This is a genomic window from Corallococcus exiguus (assembly GCF_009909105.1).
Lineage (GTDB): Bacteria > Myxococcota > Myxococcia > Myxococcales > Myxococcaceae > Corallococcus > Corallococcus exiguus.
The window spans coordinates 89,059-102,330 of record NZ_JAAAPK010000003.1; the positions used below are offsets into that span (position 1 = coordinate 89,059).

The following is a 13,272-nucleotide window of genomic DNA, read 5'->3' on the forward strand; positions in this document are numbered from 1 at the left end:
CCTGTATGTCGACTGCTAGAACTCGAACTCCAGATGGGCCTTGGCGATGTCCTTGAAGGGGATGATGAAGGCACCGCCCCCTTCCACGTCCACGGAGATGGCGTCGGCCGCCACTCCGATGAGCGTGCCGCTGAAGTTCTTCCGCGGCGGGTCACCCAGCGGGCCGAAGGTCTTCACCTTGACCTTCTGCCCCTTCACCCGTTCGAAGTGCGCCGGCTTCTTCAAGGGCCGGTTCACCCCGGGGCTGGACACCTCCAGGTTGTATTCCTGGGGGATGAAGTCCTCCACGTCGAGCACCGGATCCACCGCGCGCGACACCTGGGAGCACTCTTCCAGTCCCACCCGGCCACCGGGCTTGTCGATGAACAGCCGCAAAACCCAGCCCTCGCGCTCGCGGACGTACTCCACGTCCAGGAGCTCCAGGCCTTCGTTCGCCACGATGGGGTCCAGCAGCGCCGCTGCCTTCTCCTCCACCGTCTGTTTGATGTTCTTCGGCTCCATGGCCAGGAAACAGGTCTCCAAAAACGCGAAAAGCGGGCACGGCGGCCCACTTTTCGAATGTGATGCGTCGAAAAATGTCGGGGCGTCCCGTAACACACGCCCCCTTGGGGTGTAAAGGAAGGACACACCCCGAGGCGCCGGCTCAAACGCCCCCCGGGATTGAAGGATTCCCAGGGGTTCCGAGTGACGCCGGTGGCGTTATAACGCCCCCATGCACCTCATCGCCGCCGCACAGATGGTGTCCACCGCGGACAAGGCCCACAACCTGGACGTGGCCACGCGCCTCGTGCGCCAGGCTGCCTCCCTGGGTGCCCACCTGGTGGGCCTGCCGGAGAACTTCTCCTGGATGGGCCCGGAGCCCGAGCGCCCCTCCGCCGCGGAAGCCCTGGACGGCCCCACCCTGAGCCGGATGGCGGAGCTGGCCCGGGGGACCAAGACGACGCTGCTGGCCGGCTCCATCCTGGAGGAGGGAGCGCCCGGCGGCCGGCTCTACAACACCAGCGTCCTGTTCGGCCCGGACGGCGCCCGGCTGGCCGTCTACCGCAAGATGCACCTGTTCGACGTGGATGTGGGCGACGGTGCCACCTATCAGGAGTCCGCGGCGGTGGCACCGGGGACTGAGGTGGTGGCGGTGGACACGGTGGTGGGCCGGCTGGGCATGAGCGTCTGCTACGACCTGCGCTTCCCGGAGCTGTACCGGCGGCTGTCGAAGGACGGGGCGACGCTGCTCGCGGTGCCGGCGGCCTTCACGATGATGACCGGCAAGGACCACTGGGAGGTGCTGCTGCGCGCCCGGGCCATTGAAAACCAGGCGTACGTGCTGGCGCCAGCGCAGGGCGGGCGGCACTCCGCGCAGCGGCTGACGTACGGCCACGCGATGGTGGTGGACCCGTGGGGCCTGGTGACGGCGCGGGCCTCCGAGGGCGAGGGCCTGGCGCTGGCGCCGGTGGATCCGGAGCTCCAGGCACGCATCCGGCGGAATTTGCCGTGCCTGGCGCACAGGCGGTTGGACTGAGCGGGCGAGAGTGAACGGGAGGGGGCGGGAGGCCCTTCCGGCGCGACGTTTCCGGGTAGAGTGGTTTTCAGGAAGACCCCTCTGGTGAACGTACGACGCTGGCCTCCCCTGCTTTTCGCGGTCGCACTCATGGCCCTTCCTCCCGGCTGTACCGCCGATGAGAAGCCTCGTGGGCCCACCGAGGCGCCCCTGCCTCCGCCTGTTCCCCGCGCGCACCTGCGGGGGCTGAAGGGGGACGTGCAGATCAAACGCGCGGTGGCGGACGAATGGAGCCCCGCGCGCGACGAGCTGCCCCTCTACGAAAACGACAAGGTCCGCACCGAGGCCGGGGCCAGCGCCCAGGTGGTGTTCGCCAATGGCAGCACGCTGCACCTGGGGGGCGATTCCCTGGTCGGCATCGCGGAGAGCAAGTTGCGAACGGACGTCACCGTCCTGCGGGGACGGGTGGACGCCACCCTGGAGAAGCCGGCCACCCAGTCGCTGTCCGTCACCACCCCATCCGCCACGGTTCGTGCGGGCAGGAAGATTGAATTCCAATGAAGGCCGCCCTCTGGCTCAGCGCGTGGATGGGGCTGTCCGTGGTGCCGTCAACCGCACCGACCGCCGTGGGGCGAGAGCCTCCGGACGGCACGACCCTTCCCGGAGGCAGCGCTCCGGCGGGCCCTCGCAAGGCGCCCGGGACGGAGCCGCAGACGGCGCTCAAGGCGCTGGAGATGTCGCGCGCGGCGGTGAAGGCCGCGCCGGAGGATGCGCGCCGCCGTGAGGCCGAGTCCCGCATGAAGGAAGCGGAGGCGCACTTCCAGGCCGCTCGGTACGCGGACGCGCTGCACAAGGCGGACGAGGCGTGGGCGCTGCTCAACCCGCCCCAGCCGTCCAACTTCACGGTGGAGGTGGACCACGACGGCGGCACCACCACCGTCACGCACCGGCAGGGGCCTCCCGTCACCGTGGAGGCGCAGCACGCCACCCGCGTGCTGGCGAAGGGCGAGTCCGTGCGCGTGCAGCAGGGCACCATGCTGCCAGAGCCGCCCGGCGCGCCGCAGCTGGCACAGCCCGCGGACAAGGCCCGCTTCACGCTGAAGCCGGCGGATGGAGGGCTTCTGGGACCGGTGACGCTGGCGTGGGCATCCGTCTCAGGCGCCACGCGCTACGAGGTGGAGGTCGTCGCGGAAGGCGTGGAGGGGAAAGCCACGCCCGCGCCGGTGCGCACGGTGCAGGCCGCGCGGCAATGGACGTTGCCGGCGCTGCCCGCGGGTCGTTATCGCTGGACGGTGACGGCGGTGAGTCCGGAGCAGGGGCGGTCCCTGCCCTCCCAGACACGGCGCTTCGAGCTGGCCGCGGAATCGCTCGAACTCAACGTCAAGGTGAAGGACGGGTGGCAGAAGTAGCCGCCTGACCCGAGCGAGGAGCCACCGCCGTGCGACTTTTCAAAGCCATCCTCCTCCTGATGCTGGTCGTCAGCATCATCCCCACGCTGATGGTGGGCTGGTTGTCGGTGTCCCATACGCGCGAGCTGCTCATCCGCGACGCGCAGGAGCTGGCCCAGGAGCGGGTGAAGCAGCTGCGGCTCAAGGCGGAGAGCTTCCTGGAGGACCCAACGGAGCGCGTGGTGGGGCTGTCCAGCGTGCCGGGCGGCTTCTTCACGCTGCCGGGCGACACGCAGCGGCTGCACATCGCGGCGGTGCTCAACCAGCGCCCGGAGTTGCTGGCGCTCACCGTGTTCGGCGCGGACCGGCAGCGGCTTCCCGGCCTGCAGGCCTTCGCGGTGCACGACATGGCGCCCAGCGGGGTGGCGGAGCACGAAGAGCGCGCGCGGGCCCTGTTGGATGAGGGGCTCACCGGGGTGCGCTACTCGGACGTGGTGGCGTCCCACGGCGGAGCCGGCGGCGGGCCGGTGGTGACGCTGGCCTTCCCCGTGGGCGACCCGGTGCAGGGCTACATGGCCGCGGACATCACGCTCGCAGGCCTGCGGCAGATGCTGGCGCAGGAGCGCGTGGGCAGCACGGGGTTCGCGTACCTGGCGGACCGGCACGGCCGCTTGATTACGGGCGGCGGCGACCTGGGCGCGGTGGGTGACGACGTGTCGAAGCGGCTGCCCCTGGCGCACCTGCTCAAGCAGCGCGAGGGCACACCCGACACGGAGCTGTTCCACGTGGGCAACTTCGGCGAGGGGCGCGACGCGGTGGTGTCCGCGTACTCGGTGCTGCCGGAGGCGGGCTGGGCCATTGTCTCCGAGCAGCCGGTGGAGCATGCGTACCGCCAGGTGGAGACCATGGAGCGGCGCATCCTCCTGGGCCTGGGCGGCGCCATCCTGGTGGCGCTGGTGCTGGCGGCCATCTTCTCCCGCAACCTCACGCAGCCGCTGAAGACCTTCATCGCGACGTCGCTGGAGCTGGCGCGCGGCAAGTTCGGCGTGGAGGTGCACCTGAAGCAGAAGAACGAGCTGGGGGAGCTGGCCCAGACGTTCAACTACATGAGCAAGCAGCTCATGGCGTACGACATGGAGACGCGCGGCCTCTACGAGAGTCTGGAGAAGGGCTACCTGGAGACCATCGTCGCGCTGGCCAACTCCATCGACTCCAAGGACGCGTACACGCGTGGCCACAGCCAGCGGGTGGGCGACGTGGCGGTGGAGATTGGCAAGGAGCTGAAGCTCACCGAGCGCGAGCTTCGGCAACTGCAGTACGGCGGCATCCTCCACGACATCGGGAAGATTGGCATTCCGGAGAACATCCTCTGCAAGCAGTCCCGGCTCACCGACCAGGAGATGTCCCTGATGCGCGAGCACCCCGCCATCGGTGACGCCATCATCGGGCCGGTGACGTTCCTGGGCTCGGTGCGCGCGTGCGTGCGCCACCACCACGAGCGCTGGGACGGCACGGGCTACCCGGACAAGCTCAAGGGCGAGGCCATTCCGATGCTCGCGCGCATCGTGGCGTGCGCGGACACCTTCGATGCGTGCACCTCCACGCGCCCCTACCAGAAGGCCATGCCGCTGGAGAAGGCGATGGAGATCCTGGACAACCTGAGCGGCGCGCAGCTGGACCCCAAGGTGGTGCTGGCGCTGCGCGCGGTGCTGGCCCAGCGGGGCGTGCGGCTGGAAGGCCACCGGCAGCCCGTCAAGCTGGCTTCCTGAAGCCCCGTTCCCCGGGTCCTTCGCTTTCGCGGCAGGCCCCCCACTCCGCCGGAAGGATGGTAGGGAGGGGCTGCTGCTCCAAAGCCTTGGAAGGTGTACCGGTGAGCAATTTCTGGGATCGCATCAAGCCCGCGCCCAAGCCCGTCAGCGCGACGGATGCGAAGCTGTCCGCGGACGGCGAGTCGCTGACGCTGACGTGGGATGACGGCGTGACGACGACCGCCACCGCGCAGGTGCTGCGCCAGCAGTGCCCGTGCGCCGCGTGCGTGGACGAGTGGACGGCGAAGCGCACGCTGGACCCCTCGCAGGTGCCCGCGAACCTGCGCGTGTTGCAGATGCAGCCGGTGGGCAACTACGCGCTCGCGTTCGTCTTCAGCGACCAGCACACCACGGGCATCTACCCGTGGAACCACCTGCGCGAAATCACCCAATCGCAGGGGTGAAGCGCCCCACCGCGTCCTTCCGGAGGTCCCCGTGACGTCGCGCTACCGGCTGCTGCAACCCCTGGCCACGGGAGGCATGGCGGAGCTGTTCCTGGGCGTGGCGAAGGGCGCGGAGGGCTTCGAGCGGACCGTGGCCATCAAGCGCGTGCTGCCGCACCTGGCGCGCGAGCCGGACAACTCCCGGATGTTCGTCTCCGAGGCGCGGCTGGCCATGCTGCTGCAGCACCAGAACATCGTCACCGTGCACGACGTGGGGGAGAGCGCTGAAGGGCTCTTCCTGGTGATGGAGTTGGTGGACGGCTGGGACCTGGGCGCGCTGATCCGCGCGGTGACGCGCCAGGGCCTGCGCATTCCTCCGCACCTGGCGGTGTTCATCGCGAGCCAGGCGCAGGCGGGATTGCAGCACGCGTACCGCCGCCAGCACGACGGCCACCCGGTGGTAACGGCGCACCGGGACGTGTCCCCGTCCAACCTGCTGGTGTCGCGCGAAGGCGAGGTGAAGGTCACGGACTTCGGTATCGCGCGGCTGGCGGGCCTGTCGCGCACGGAGCCCGGGGCCTTCAAGGGCAAGGTGCCCTACGCGGCGCCGGAAGTGCTCCGGGGCGAGCCGGCCACGGCGCTCAGCGACCAGTTCTCGCTGGGCACCCTCCTGGCGGAGCTGCTCGCGGGGCAGCACCCGTTCGGGTCGGCGGCGGCGGAGCCGATGGCGGTGGCGTACTCCATCCTCAACCGCGCGCCCTCGTCGCTGCCGGACGTGCCGGCGTCGCTGGCCACGCTGGTGCTGCGCATGCTGTCGCGCGACCCGGCGGCCCGCTTTCCGGAGCCGGAGGACGTGTCGGAGGCGTTGGCGCGGTGGCTCGCGCAGACGGGGGAGCCCGCGTCGTCGCACGCGCTGGCGACCTTCCTGCGCGGCGTCCGGCTGCCCCTGTCCGTGGGCGAGGTGGCCCAGGCCGCGCTCGCGGAGGCCCCGGCTTCGACGTCGGCGTCGTTCGTGATGTCCGCCGTGCCGCTCGAGGGCGTGGACACGGGGCGCATCCCGTCCGCGTCTGGCGCACGACAGGCCACGATGGCTTATGGCGCTTCGCCAGCGTGGAAGGCGCCTCCGGCCTCTGTCCCCGTGGCGGCGGAGGAAGAGGAGCCGTGGAGCCCACCGGCCGGAGGCGTCTCGCTGTCCGCGTCCGGCGCCGTGGTCCACACCTGTGCCCTGTGCGGTTCGGCGCTGGAGTCCCCTGACTCTCCCTGTGAGTCCTGCACGCGCGGGCCTTCCGGGCGTTGGAGCGATGCGGGCGAGGCTCCTGCGATGGCTCCCGACGCTTCAGCGCCTGGACGCGACCCTGCGGCCCCGCATGGCTCCGCGCGGCCAGGCCCTTCGCGGCCTCAGGCGAACGCGCTCGCGATGGCGACGTCCGCACCCGCTTGGGCGCAGGCGAATGGGCCCACTGGGGCCGCTGCTTCTCGGCCTCAGGCGAACGCGGCGGCGGCGTCCGCACCCGCTCGGGCTCCGGCGAGTGGGCCCACTGGAGCGCCTGATTCTCGACCGCAGACGAGTGCGGCGACCCCTGCCTCGCGAGCCCGGACGCAGGCGCCCTCCCCCGCTCCGGCGGATGCTCCCGCGCTGGCCACGCAGTCCATCTCGGACGTGGACGACGCGGAGCGGATGAACCGGCCCAGCATCCGTCAGGCGGCCCAGGGTGACCTGGAGCTGGAGGAGCGCGCGCCCCGGGCGGAGAGTTCGCCGTCGGAGTTCGAGCCCATGGCGCCTTCCCGCTCCCGCGGGCGCTGGGGACCGGCCGTGGCGCTGCTCGGCATCGCGGCCGTGCTCGCTGCGGGCGCGCTGTTCGTGTGGCCCCGCTACGAACTCCAGGTGCTGCGCGCGCTCGGACTCCCGTCAGCGGTCCTGTCCATCCGCAGCGAGCCCTCCGGCGCCACCGTCCTGGTGGACGGCGTGGAGGTGGGCGTGACGCCGCTGGTGATGGACAACGTCTACCCCGCGCGCTCCGTCCCCGTGCAGCTCAAGCTCAAGGGCTACCGCGTCTGGACGGGGTCGTTCATGGGCGGCAAGAAGTCGGACGTGGCGGCGGAGCTCAAGCGCTGACGCTCCGCCGGGCCCGTCGTCCTACTTCACCAGCCGCAGGTGGCCACGGCGCGGCGGCTGCGGCTCTTCCGGGGGGCCTCCCTCGGGCGGCGGCGGAGGCACCACCTCCGGACGCGACTCCGGCTCCTCGGTGTGCTCGGCCTGCACCTCGCGCAGGAAGGCACGGGGCCGCTCCGCGGCCACGGGCACCGGCGCGGGCTGCGGCGGACGCGCGACGGAGGCGGACGCCACCGGCGGCTGCTGGAGCAGCTCCGGCGGCATCTCCTCCGGGTACATCCAGAACTCCTTCGTCACGTGGCTGGCGATGGCGAACAGCGCCGACCAGGGCACCGCCACCGTGAAGCGCGAACCGGAGAAGCTCAGCGTGCAGCGCACGCCCCACTCGCCCACCGTGAGGTCGGGGGGCTCGAAACGGTAGGAGAGGTTGAGGCGCAGGTGCGCTTCGCCCCTGAGGCTGGCGGGGACGAGCACGCCCGGACGGCGCGCGTCCAGGTGGATCATCACCATGCCCTGGTCGAGCGCGGCCAACAGCCGCTCCTTCTTGTCGGAAACCTTCTTGTCCATTCCAGCGTGTCCGGCAGGGGAATTGCGGGAGCGCCCTCAACGACGGCGCACTTCCCGGTCCATCTCCCGCTTCGTCTCCCGTTCCTTGATGTCGTGACGGCGGTCTTCGTGCGTCTTGCCGCGGCACAGGCCCAGTTCCACCTTGGCCCGTCCCTTCCTGAAGTACAGCACGAGCGGGATGATGGAGTAACCGCGCTCGCGAACCTTCGCCGTCCACCGGTCTATCTCCGCCCGGTGCATCAGCAGCTTCCGGCCCCGGGTGGGAAGGTGGTCGAAGACGCTGGCCGCCTTGTAGGAGCCGATGTGGGCGTTGAGCAGGAACAGCTCCGTGCCCTTCTGGAGCGCGTAGGCGTCCGACAGGTTGGCCGTTCCTTCACGCAACGACTTCACCTCGCTCCCCGTGAGCTCCAGCCCGGCCTCTATCTTCTCATCCACCGTGTAGTCGAAGCGCGCACGCCGATTCTCGGCAATGAGCTTCACCCCCGGCTCCGCACCCACACCCTTCGACTTTCCAGCGGCCATAACGTGTCCCGGGTCTCCTAACCGGCCAGCGGCATGTTGTCGATGAGCCGCGTGGTGCCCGAGAAGGCCGCCACCAGCATGCGCGCCGTCTGTCCGGGCGCCACCGAGTCCAGGGGTGAAAGCGTCCCGGCGTCCCGAACCTCCACGTAGTCCTCGCGGAGGTCCGCCGCCTGCAATTCACGGCGGGCGGCCTCCACCAACGCCCGTGTGTCCCGGGTGCCGGAGGCGAGCAGGGCCTGGGCCGCCCGGATGCCCTTCGACAGGGCGAGCGCCCGCTGGCGTCCATCCGCGGACAGATAGGCGTTGCGGCTGCTCATGGCCAGCCCGTCCGCTTCCCGCACCGTGGGCATGCCCACGATGTCCGCGCCCAGGTGCAGGTCGCGGTTGAGCGTCTTGATGACCTGGAGCTGCTGGTAGTCCTTCTCTCCGAAGAGCGCCACGGCCGGCCGGAACAGCGCCAACAGCTGCGTGACGATGGTGGCGACGCCCCGGAAGTGGCCGGGACGCCGCTCGCCGCACAGCCCCTGGCTGACCTCCGTGACGTCCACGTAGGTCTGGTAGCCCGGGGGGTACATCGCCGCGGGCTCGGGCGCGAACACGGCCGTGACGCCCGCGCTCGCGCACCTGGCCAGGTCCCCGTCGAAGTCGCGCGGGTAGCGCGCCAGGTCTTCGCTGGGACCGAACTGCGTGGGGTTCACGAAGATGGACGCAGCCACCACGTCCGCGCGCCGGCCGCCCTCTCTCATGAGCGAGACATGTCCCTCATGGAGGAAGCCCATGGTGGGCACGAGCGCCAGCGTCTTGCCCTCCTTCTGGAGGGACGCGACCCAGGCCTTCACTTCCGGAACGGTGCGCAGGACGTGGGGTGCCATGGCTAGACGGGAGCCCCGTAGATGCCGCCGACCTTCTCCGCGGGCTCGCCAGCGCCTTCCGCGTCGGGGGCCGCCGGCGTGGGCGTCACCAGCCGGATGCCCTTGGTGGCCTTGAAGCTGTGCTCTTCATCCGGGAAGGTGCCCGCGCGCACTTCGGAGAAGTACGTGTTCGCGGCCTCCTTGATGTTCCCGTGCAGGTTGGCGAAGCGCTTCACGAACTTCGGCTTGAAGTCCGGGTTCATGCCCAGCAGGTCGTAGCAGACCAGCACCTGGCCATCACAGTGCTTGCCCGCGCCGATGCCGATGGTCGGAATCTTCAGGCTCTGGGTGATGGTGCGCGCCAGCTCCAGCGGCACGCCCTCCAGCACCAGCGCATAGGCGCCAGCGGCCTCCAGCGCGAGCGCGTCATCCAGCATGCGGCGCGCGGCGTCCTCGTCGCGGCCCTGCACCACGTAGCCGCCCATCTTGTGCACGGACTGCGGCGTCAGCCCCAGGTGGCCCATGACAGGGATGCTGGCGCGGACGATGGCGCGCACGGTTTCGGCGAACTCGGCGCCGCCCTCCAGCTTCACGCTGCCCACGTTGCCTTCGGAGACGAGCCGCCCGGCGTTGCGCACCGCCTCTTGCGGCGACACCTGGTAGCTCATGAAGGGCAGGTCGCCCACCACGTGCGCCCGCTTCGCGCCGCGAGCCACCGCCGCCGCGTGGTAGACCATCTGGTCCATGGTGACGGGCAGCGTGGACTCCTGGCCCTGGATGACCATGCCCAGCGAGTCACCGACCAGGAGCACGTCCGCGCCACCCTCATCGAGGATGCGCGCGAACGTCGCGTCGTACGCGGTGACCATGCAGATCTTCTGACCGGACTGCTTCAGGCGCTTCAGCGTGTGGATGGTGACCTTGTCCTTCACGGTTCACCTCCTGTGGCAAGACGGGTGGGACAGCCGCGTGGAACTTCAGGCCCCTCGCCGTCCCCAGGGGGATCGCCGGAGGCCGGGGGTTCCACGGGGATGCACTCTAACGCCCTCGGGGCCTCGTGGGGGTTTAACCCACGCCAGGCAGCCAGGCGGGCGGCGGCCGTCAGCCCCGGCGGGACTTGGGGGTGTAGTGCTGCACGCCGGATTTCGCGTTCTGGATGGCCAACAGCAGGTCCTCGCGGTCCGCCTCGTTGTGCACGAAGTCGATGTCCGACGTGTTCACGACCAGAAGCGGCGTGTCCTGATAGTGCGCGAAGAAGTCGTTGTACGCGTGCGTGAGCGACTCCAGGTAGCCCGCGTCGAACTTGCGCTCGAATTCACGGCCGCGCTTCTTGATGCGATGCAGCAGCACGTCCAGCTGGGCCTGGAGGTAGATGACCAGGTCGGGCTGCGGGACGCGGGGCCCCAGCGCCTCGAAGACGCGGTCGTAGAGCGCCAGCTCGTCCGAGGCCAGCGTGAGGTTGGCGAAGATGCGGTCCTTCGCGAACAGGTAGTCGCTCACGGTGACGGAGCGGAACAGGTCCTGTTGGAAGAGCTCCTGCTGCTGGCGGAAGCGCGAGAGCAGGAAGAACACCTGCGTCTGGAACGCGAACTTCTGCCGGTCCGCGTAGAAGCTGGAGAGGAAGGGATTCTCCTCCACCACCTCTAGAATGCGGCGGCTGCCCAGTCGCTCCGTGAGGAGGTTGGTGAGGCTCGTCTTGCCCACGCCGATGGGGCCTTCGACGACGATGTAGCGGTGGTCCATCGGCCCGAGGCCTCCGCCCCCGGAAAGCCACGCATGAGACACATGCGCGCACGGGGGGCGGATAACACAACCATGCCCCCGTGCATCCGGCAATTTTCGCCGGATCACCCGACCCTTGCGCCCTTGGGGGTCATCCCCTACGGTGCCCGCGAATACGCACCAGCGGGAGCGACGGGCCACAGATGCGCGGCAGGCAGCGGGTGAAGACGGTGGTGGACCTGGTGGAAACGACGGAAGCGGCGCCCGCCGTCCGTCCGGTCACGGCCCCTCCCGCACCTCCAGTGGACGTGGATCCACTCTATGGCGTGGCCCTGCTGAAGACGGCCTTCGAGCTGAAGCGCCGGCCGGAGGGCTCCGTGGACGAGGTCCTCAGCGGCGTGCTCGCGCGCCTGCGCATCGATGAGGACGAGTTCCGCGCGTTCCTCTCCCAGCAGGGTGGGCTTCTGGCCGCGCTGGGCCAGAAGCGCTGAACGTCCCCTACTCTTCTGAAGCTTCCGCTTCCGGCGCGTCCGGGGGCGGCGGCGCCATGGCGGTGACGGGGCCCAGGGCGCGCTCGATGGAAGCGAACTCCTCCGGGGAGAGCGTCTCCGCGCGGCGGCCCGGGTCGATGCCCGCCGTCTGGAGCGCGGCGAGCATCACCTCTGGCGACGCCAGGCCCTTGTCGGACTTGAGCGAGTTGATCAGCGTCTTGCGGCGCTGCGCGAAGCCGGCCTTCACCAGCCGCGTGAAGCGGGCCTCGTCCACCAGCGGCGCGCGGGGCTTCTTGAGCCGCGTGAGGCGCAGCACGGCGGAGTCCACCTTCGGGGGCGGATGGAAGCGCCACGCCTCCAGCGTGAGCACCTGCTCCACGTCGAAGTGCAGGCCGAGCAGCACCGTGAGCAAGCCGTAGTCGCGGTTGCCGGGCTCCGCGGCCAGCCGCACCACGACCTCCTTCTGGAGCGTGAAGACGGCGCGCGAGATTCGGGCGCGCTGCGCGAGCACCTGGAAGAGGATGGGGCTGGTGAGGTGGTACGGCAGGTTGCCCACGAGCGCGATGTCGTCCGCGCCGGCCACCTGGGCGAAGTCCACCGTGGCGGCGTTGCCGGGCACCACGCGCACGCCGGGGATGGCTTCCTTCTCCAGCACGGCCACCATGTCGCGGTCGCGCTCCACGGCGGTGACGCGCGCGCCGGTGGCGGCGAGGAAGCGGGTGAGGTGGCCCAGGCCCGGGCCCAGCTCCACCACGGGTTCACCCTCGCGCAGCTCGAGCGCGTCCGAGATGGACTGGAGCGCGTCCGGGTCTCCGAGGAAGTTCTGTCCCCAGCTGTGCTTGGCCCGCAGGCCGTGGCGCTTGAGGATGTCGCGCGGAGAATCCACTGTCAGGCCCCTACTCCATGCGCCAGGCGGGGTCGGCCGCGAGGCGGAAATCACCGCGCAAGCCGCGGCGCCACGCTTCATACCCCGCGACGGCGATCATCGCGCCATTGTCCGTGCACAGCCGCACCGGCGGCAGGAACATGCGCAGGCCCCGCTCCTCCGCGCGCTGCTTGCACAGCGCCCTGAGTCGCGAGTTCGCCGCCACCCCGCCGCACAGCACCAGCTGGTTGTGCCCCAGCTTCTTCGCGGCGGCGACGAGCTTCTTCGACAGCACGTCCGCCACCGCCTCCTGGAACGACGCGCACAGGTCGTGGAGGGCCTGGCCCTCCGGCACGCCGTGCTTCTGGACGTGGTGGAGCACCGACGTCTTCAGGCCGGAGAAGGACACGTCCAGGTTGTCGCCGGGCAGCGCGCGCGGGAAGCGGATGGCCTCCGGGTTGCCCTTCTGGGCCAGCTCGTCGATGGGCTGCCCTCCCGGGTACGGCAGGCCGAGGATGCGCGCCGTCTTGTCGTAGGCCTCGCCCGCGGCGTCGTCGCGCGTGCGGCCCACGAGGCGGTAGTTCCCGTAGTCACGCACCTCGTAGAGGCTGGTGTGGCCGCCGGAGACGACGAGCCCCAGGAAGGGCGGCGCGGGCGCGTCCTCTAGCAGGCGGATGGCGAGCAGGTGCCCTTCCAGGTGGTTGGCGCCCACGAAGGGCTTGCCGGTGGCGAGGCTCAGCCCCTTGGCCACCTGGAGCCCCACGAGCAGCGCGCCGATGAGACCGGGGCCGGACGTGACGGCGATGAGGTCGATGTCGTCCAGCGTCTTGTCCGCGCGCGTGAGGGCCTCGTGGACGACGGGCATCACCTGGACGATGTGGTTGCGGCTGGCCAGCTCCGGCACGACGCCGCCCCAGCGGCGGTGGATGTCCACCTGCGTGGAGACGACGTCCGACAGGACGCGCCGCCCGTCCTCCACGACGGCGGCGGCGGTTTCATCGCACGAGGTTTCAAGTCCCAGGACGAGCACGACGACTCCGACAACAAGGGCGGGCAGGAGGCGGACA

The 13,272-nt window shown here is 70.3% G+C and carries 15 protein-coding genes; 7 read left to right on the plus strand and 8 right to left on the minus strand.

The annotated features are described in order from the left end of the window. Positions 1–15: 15 nt before the first annotated feature. On the minus strand, positions 16–501 hold the full coding sequence (locus GTZ93_RS11845; RefSeq protein WP_120580020.1) for a ribosome maturation factor RimP: 486 nt from the start codon (positions 499–501) through the stop codon (positions 16–18). Positions 502–712: 211 nt separating this feature from the next. On the opposite strand from GTZ93_RS11845, the gene GTZ93_RS11850 reads away from it, so the two are divergent. The 6 genes from GTZ93_RS11850 (at position 713) to GTZ93_RS11875 (ending at position 7,190) form a co-directional block, all read left to right on the plus strand. Next, positions 713–1,516, plus strand: coding sequence for a carbon-nitrogen hydrolase family protein (locus tag GTZ93_RS11850; RefSeq protein ID WP_120580019.1), 804 nt, complete (start codon positions 713–715; stop codon positions 1,514–1,516). A gap of 129 nt (positions 1,517–1,645) precedes the next feature. Further along, complete coding sequence (locus tag GTZ93_RS11855) at positions 1,646–2,056, plus strand: FecR family protein (protein WP_167548054.1); 411 nt, start codon at positions 1,646–1,648, stop codon at positions 2,054–2,056. Beyond that, complete coding sequence (locus tag GTZ93_RS11860) at positions 2,053–2,904, plus strand: peptidoglycan-binding protein LysM (RefSeq protein ID WP_139920477.1); 852 nt, start codon at positions 2,053–2,055, stop codon at positions 2,902–2,904. Before GTZ93_RS11855 ends, GTZ93_RS11860 begins: the two co-directional genes overlap by 4 nt. A gap of 29 nt (positions 2,905–2,933) precedes the next feature. Further along, positions 2,934–4,652: an HD domain-containing phosphohydrolase gene (locus tag GTZ93_RS11865; protein WP_120598523.1), complete on the plus strand. Its 1,719-nt coding sequence runs from the start codon at positions 2,934–2,936 to the stop codon at positions 4,650–4,652. Between the two features lie 56 nt (positions 4,653–4,708). Continuing rightward, positions 4,709–5,095 carry a DUF971 domain-containing protein gene (locus tag GTZ93_RS11870; protein ID WP_120580015.1) on the plus strand — a complete coding sequence of 129 codons (387 nt, stop codon included), beginning with the start codon at positions 4,709–4,711 and terminating at the stop codon, positions 5,093–5,095. 31 nt (positions 5,096–5,126) lie between these two features. Next, complete coding sequence (locus tag GTZ93_RS11875; protein WP_139920475.1) at positions 5,127–7,190, plus strand: protein kinase domain-containing protein; 2,064 nt, start codon at positions 5,127–5,129, stop codon at positions 7,188–7,190. 21 nt (positions 7,191–7,211) lie between these two features. Here GTZ93_RS11875 and GTZ93_RS11880 read toward each other — a convergent pair whose 3' ends face one another. The 5 genes from GTZ93_RS11880 to GTZ93_RS11900 all read right to left on the minus strand — a co-directional run bounded on the left by GTZ93_RS11880 (position 7,212) and on the right by GTZ93_RS11900 (position 10,870). Continuing rightward, positions 7,212–7,754: a ClpXP protease specificity-enhancing factor SspB gene (locus tag GTZ93_RS11880; RefSeq protein ID WP_139920473.1), complete on the minus strand. Its 543-nt coding sequence runs from the start codon at positions 7,752–7,754 to the stop codon at positions 7,212–7,214. 36 nt (positions 7,755–7,790) lie between these two features. Then, positions 7,791–8,276 carry an SsrA-binding protein SmpB gene (smpB, locus tag GTZ93_RS11885; protein WP_014398822.1) on the minus strand — a complete coding sequence of 162 codons (486 nt, stop codon included), beginning with the start codon at positions 8,274–8,276 and terminating at the stop codon, positions 7,791–7,793. 17 nt (positions 8,277–8,293) lie between these two features. Next, on the minus strand, positions 8,294–9,148 hold the full coding sequence (panC, locus tag GTZ93_RS11890; RefSeq protein WP_120580012.1) for a pantoate--beta-alanine ligase: 855 nt from the start codon (positions 9,146–9,148) through the stop codon (positions 8,294–8,296). 2 nt (positions 9,149–9,150) lie between these two features. Continuing rightward, a complete protein-coding gene (gene panB / locus GTZ93_RS11895) occupies positions 9,151–10,059 on the minus strand; it encodes a 3-methyl-2-oxobutanoate hydroxymethyltransferase (protein WP_139920471.1) in 909 nt (302 codons plus the stop codon). Positions 10,060–10,228: 169 nt separating this feature from the next. Next, positions 10,229–10,870: a deoxynucleoside kinase gene (locus tag GTZ93_RS11900; protein WP_120580010.1), complete on the minus strand. Its 642-nt coding sequence runs from the start codon at positions 10,868–10,870 to the stop codon at positions 10,229–10,231. Between the two features lie 182 nt (positions 10,871–11,052). On the opposite strand from GTZ93_RS11900, the gene GTZ93_RS11905 reads away from it, so the two are divergent. Further along, the gene (locus GTZ93_RS11905; protein ID WP_121782145.1) at positions 11,053–11,340 is read left to right on the plus strand and encodes a hypothetical protein; all 288 of its coding nucleotides are present in this window, start codon (positions 11,053–11,055) and stop codon (positions 11,338–11,340) included. A 7-nt stretch (positions 11,341–11,347) separates the two neighbouring features. Here GTZ93_RS11905 and rsmA read toward each other — a convergent pair whose 3' ends face one another. Together rsmA and tsaD are read right to left on the minus strand one after the other, a co-directional pair. Next, positions 11,348–12,226 carry a 16S rRNA (adenine(1518)-N(6)/adenine(1519)-N(6))-dimethyltransferase RsmA gene (gene rsmA / locus GTZ93_RS11910; RefSeq protein ID WP_139920469.1) on the minus strand — a complete coding sequence of 293 codons (879 nt, stop codon included), beginning with the start codon at positions 12,224–12,226 and terminating at the stop codon, positions 11,348–11,350. 10 nt (positions 12,227–12,236) lie between these two features. Continuing rightward, positions 12,237–13,235, minus strand: coding sequence for a tRNA (adenosine(37)-N6)-threonylcarbamoyltransferase complex transferase subunit TsaD (gene tsaD / locus GTZ93_RS11915; protein WP_120580007.1), 999 nt, complete (start codon positions 13,233–13,235; stop codon positions 12,237–12,239). Between the last annotated feature and the right edge of the window lie 37 nt (positions 13,236–13,272).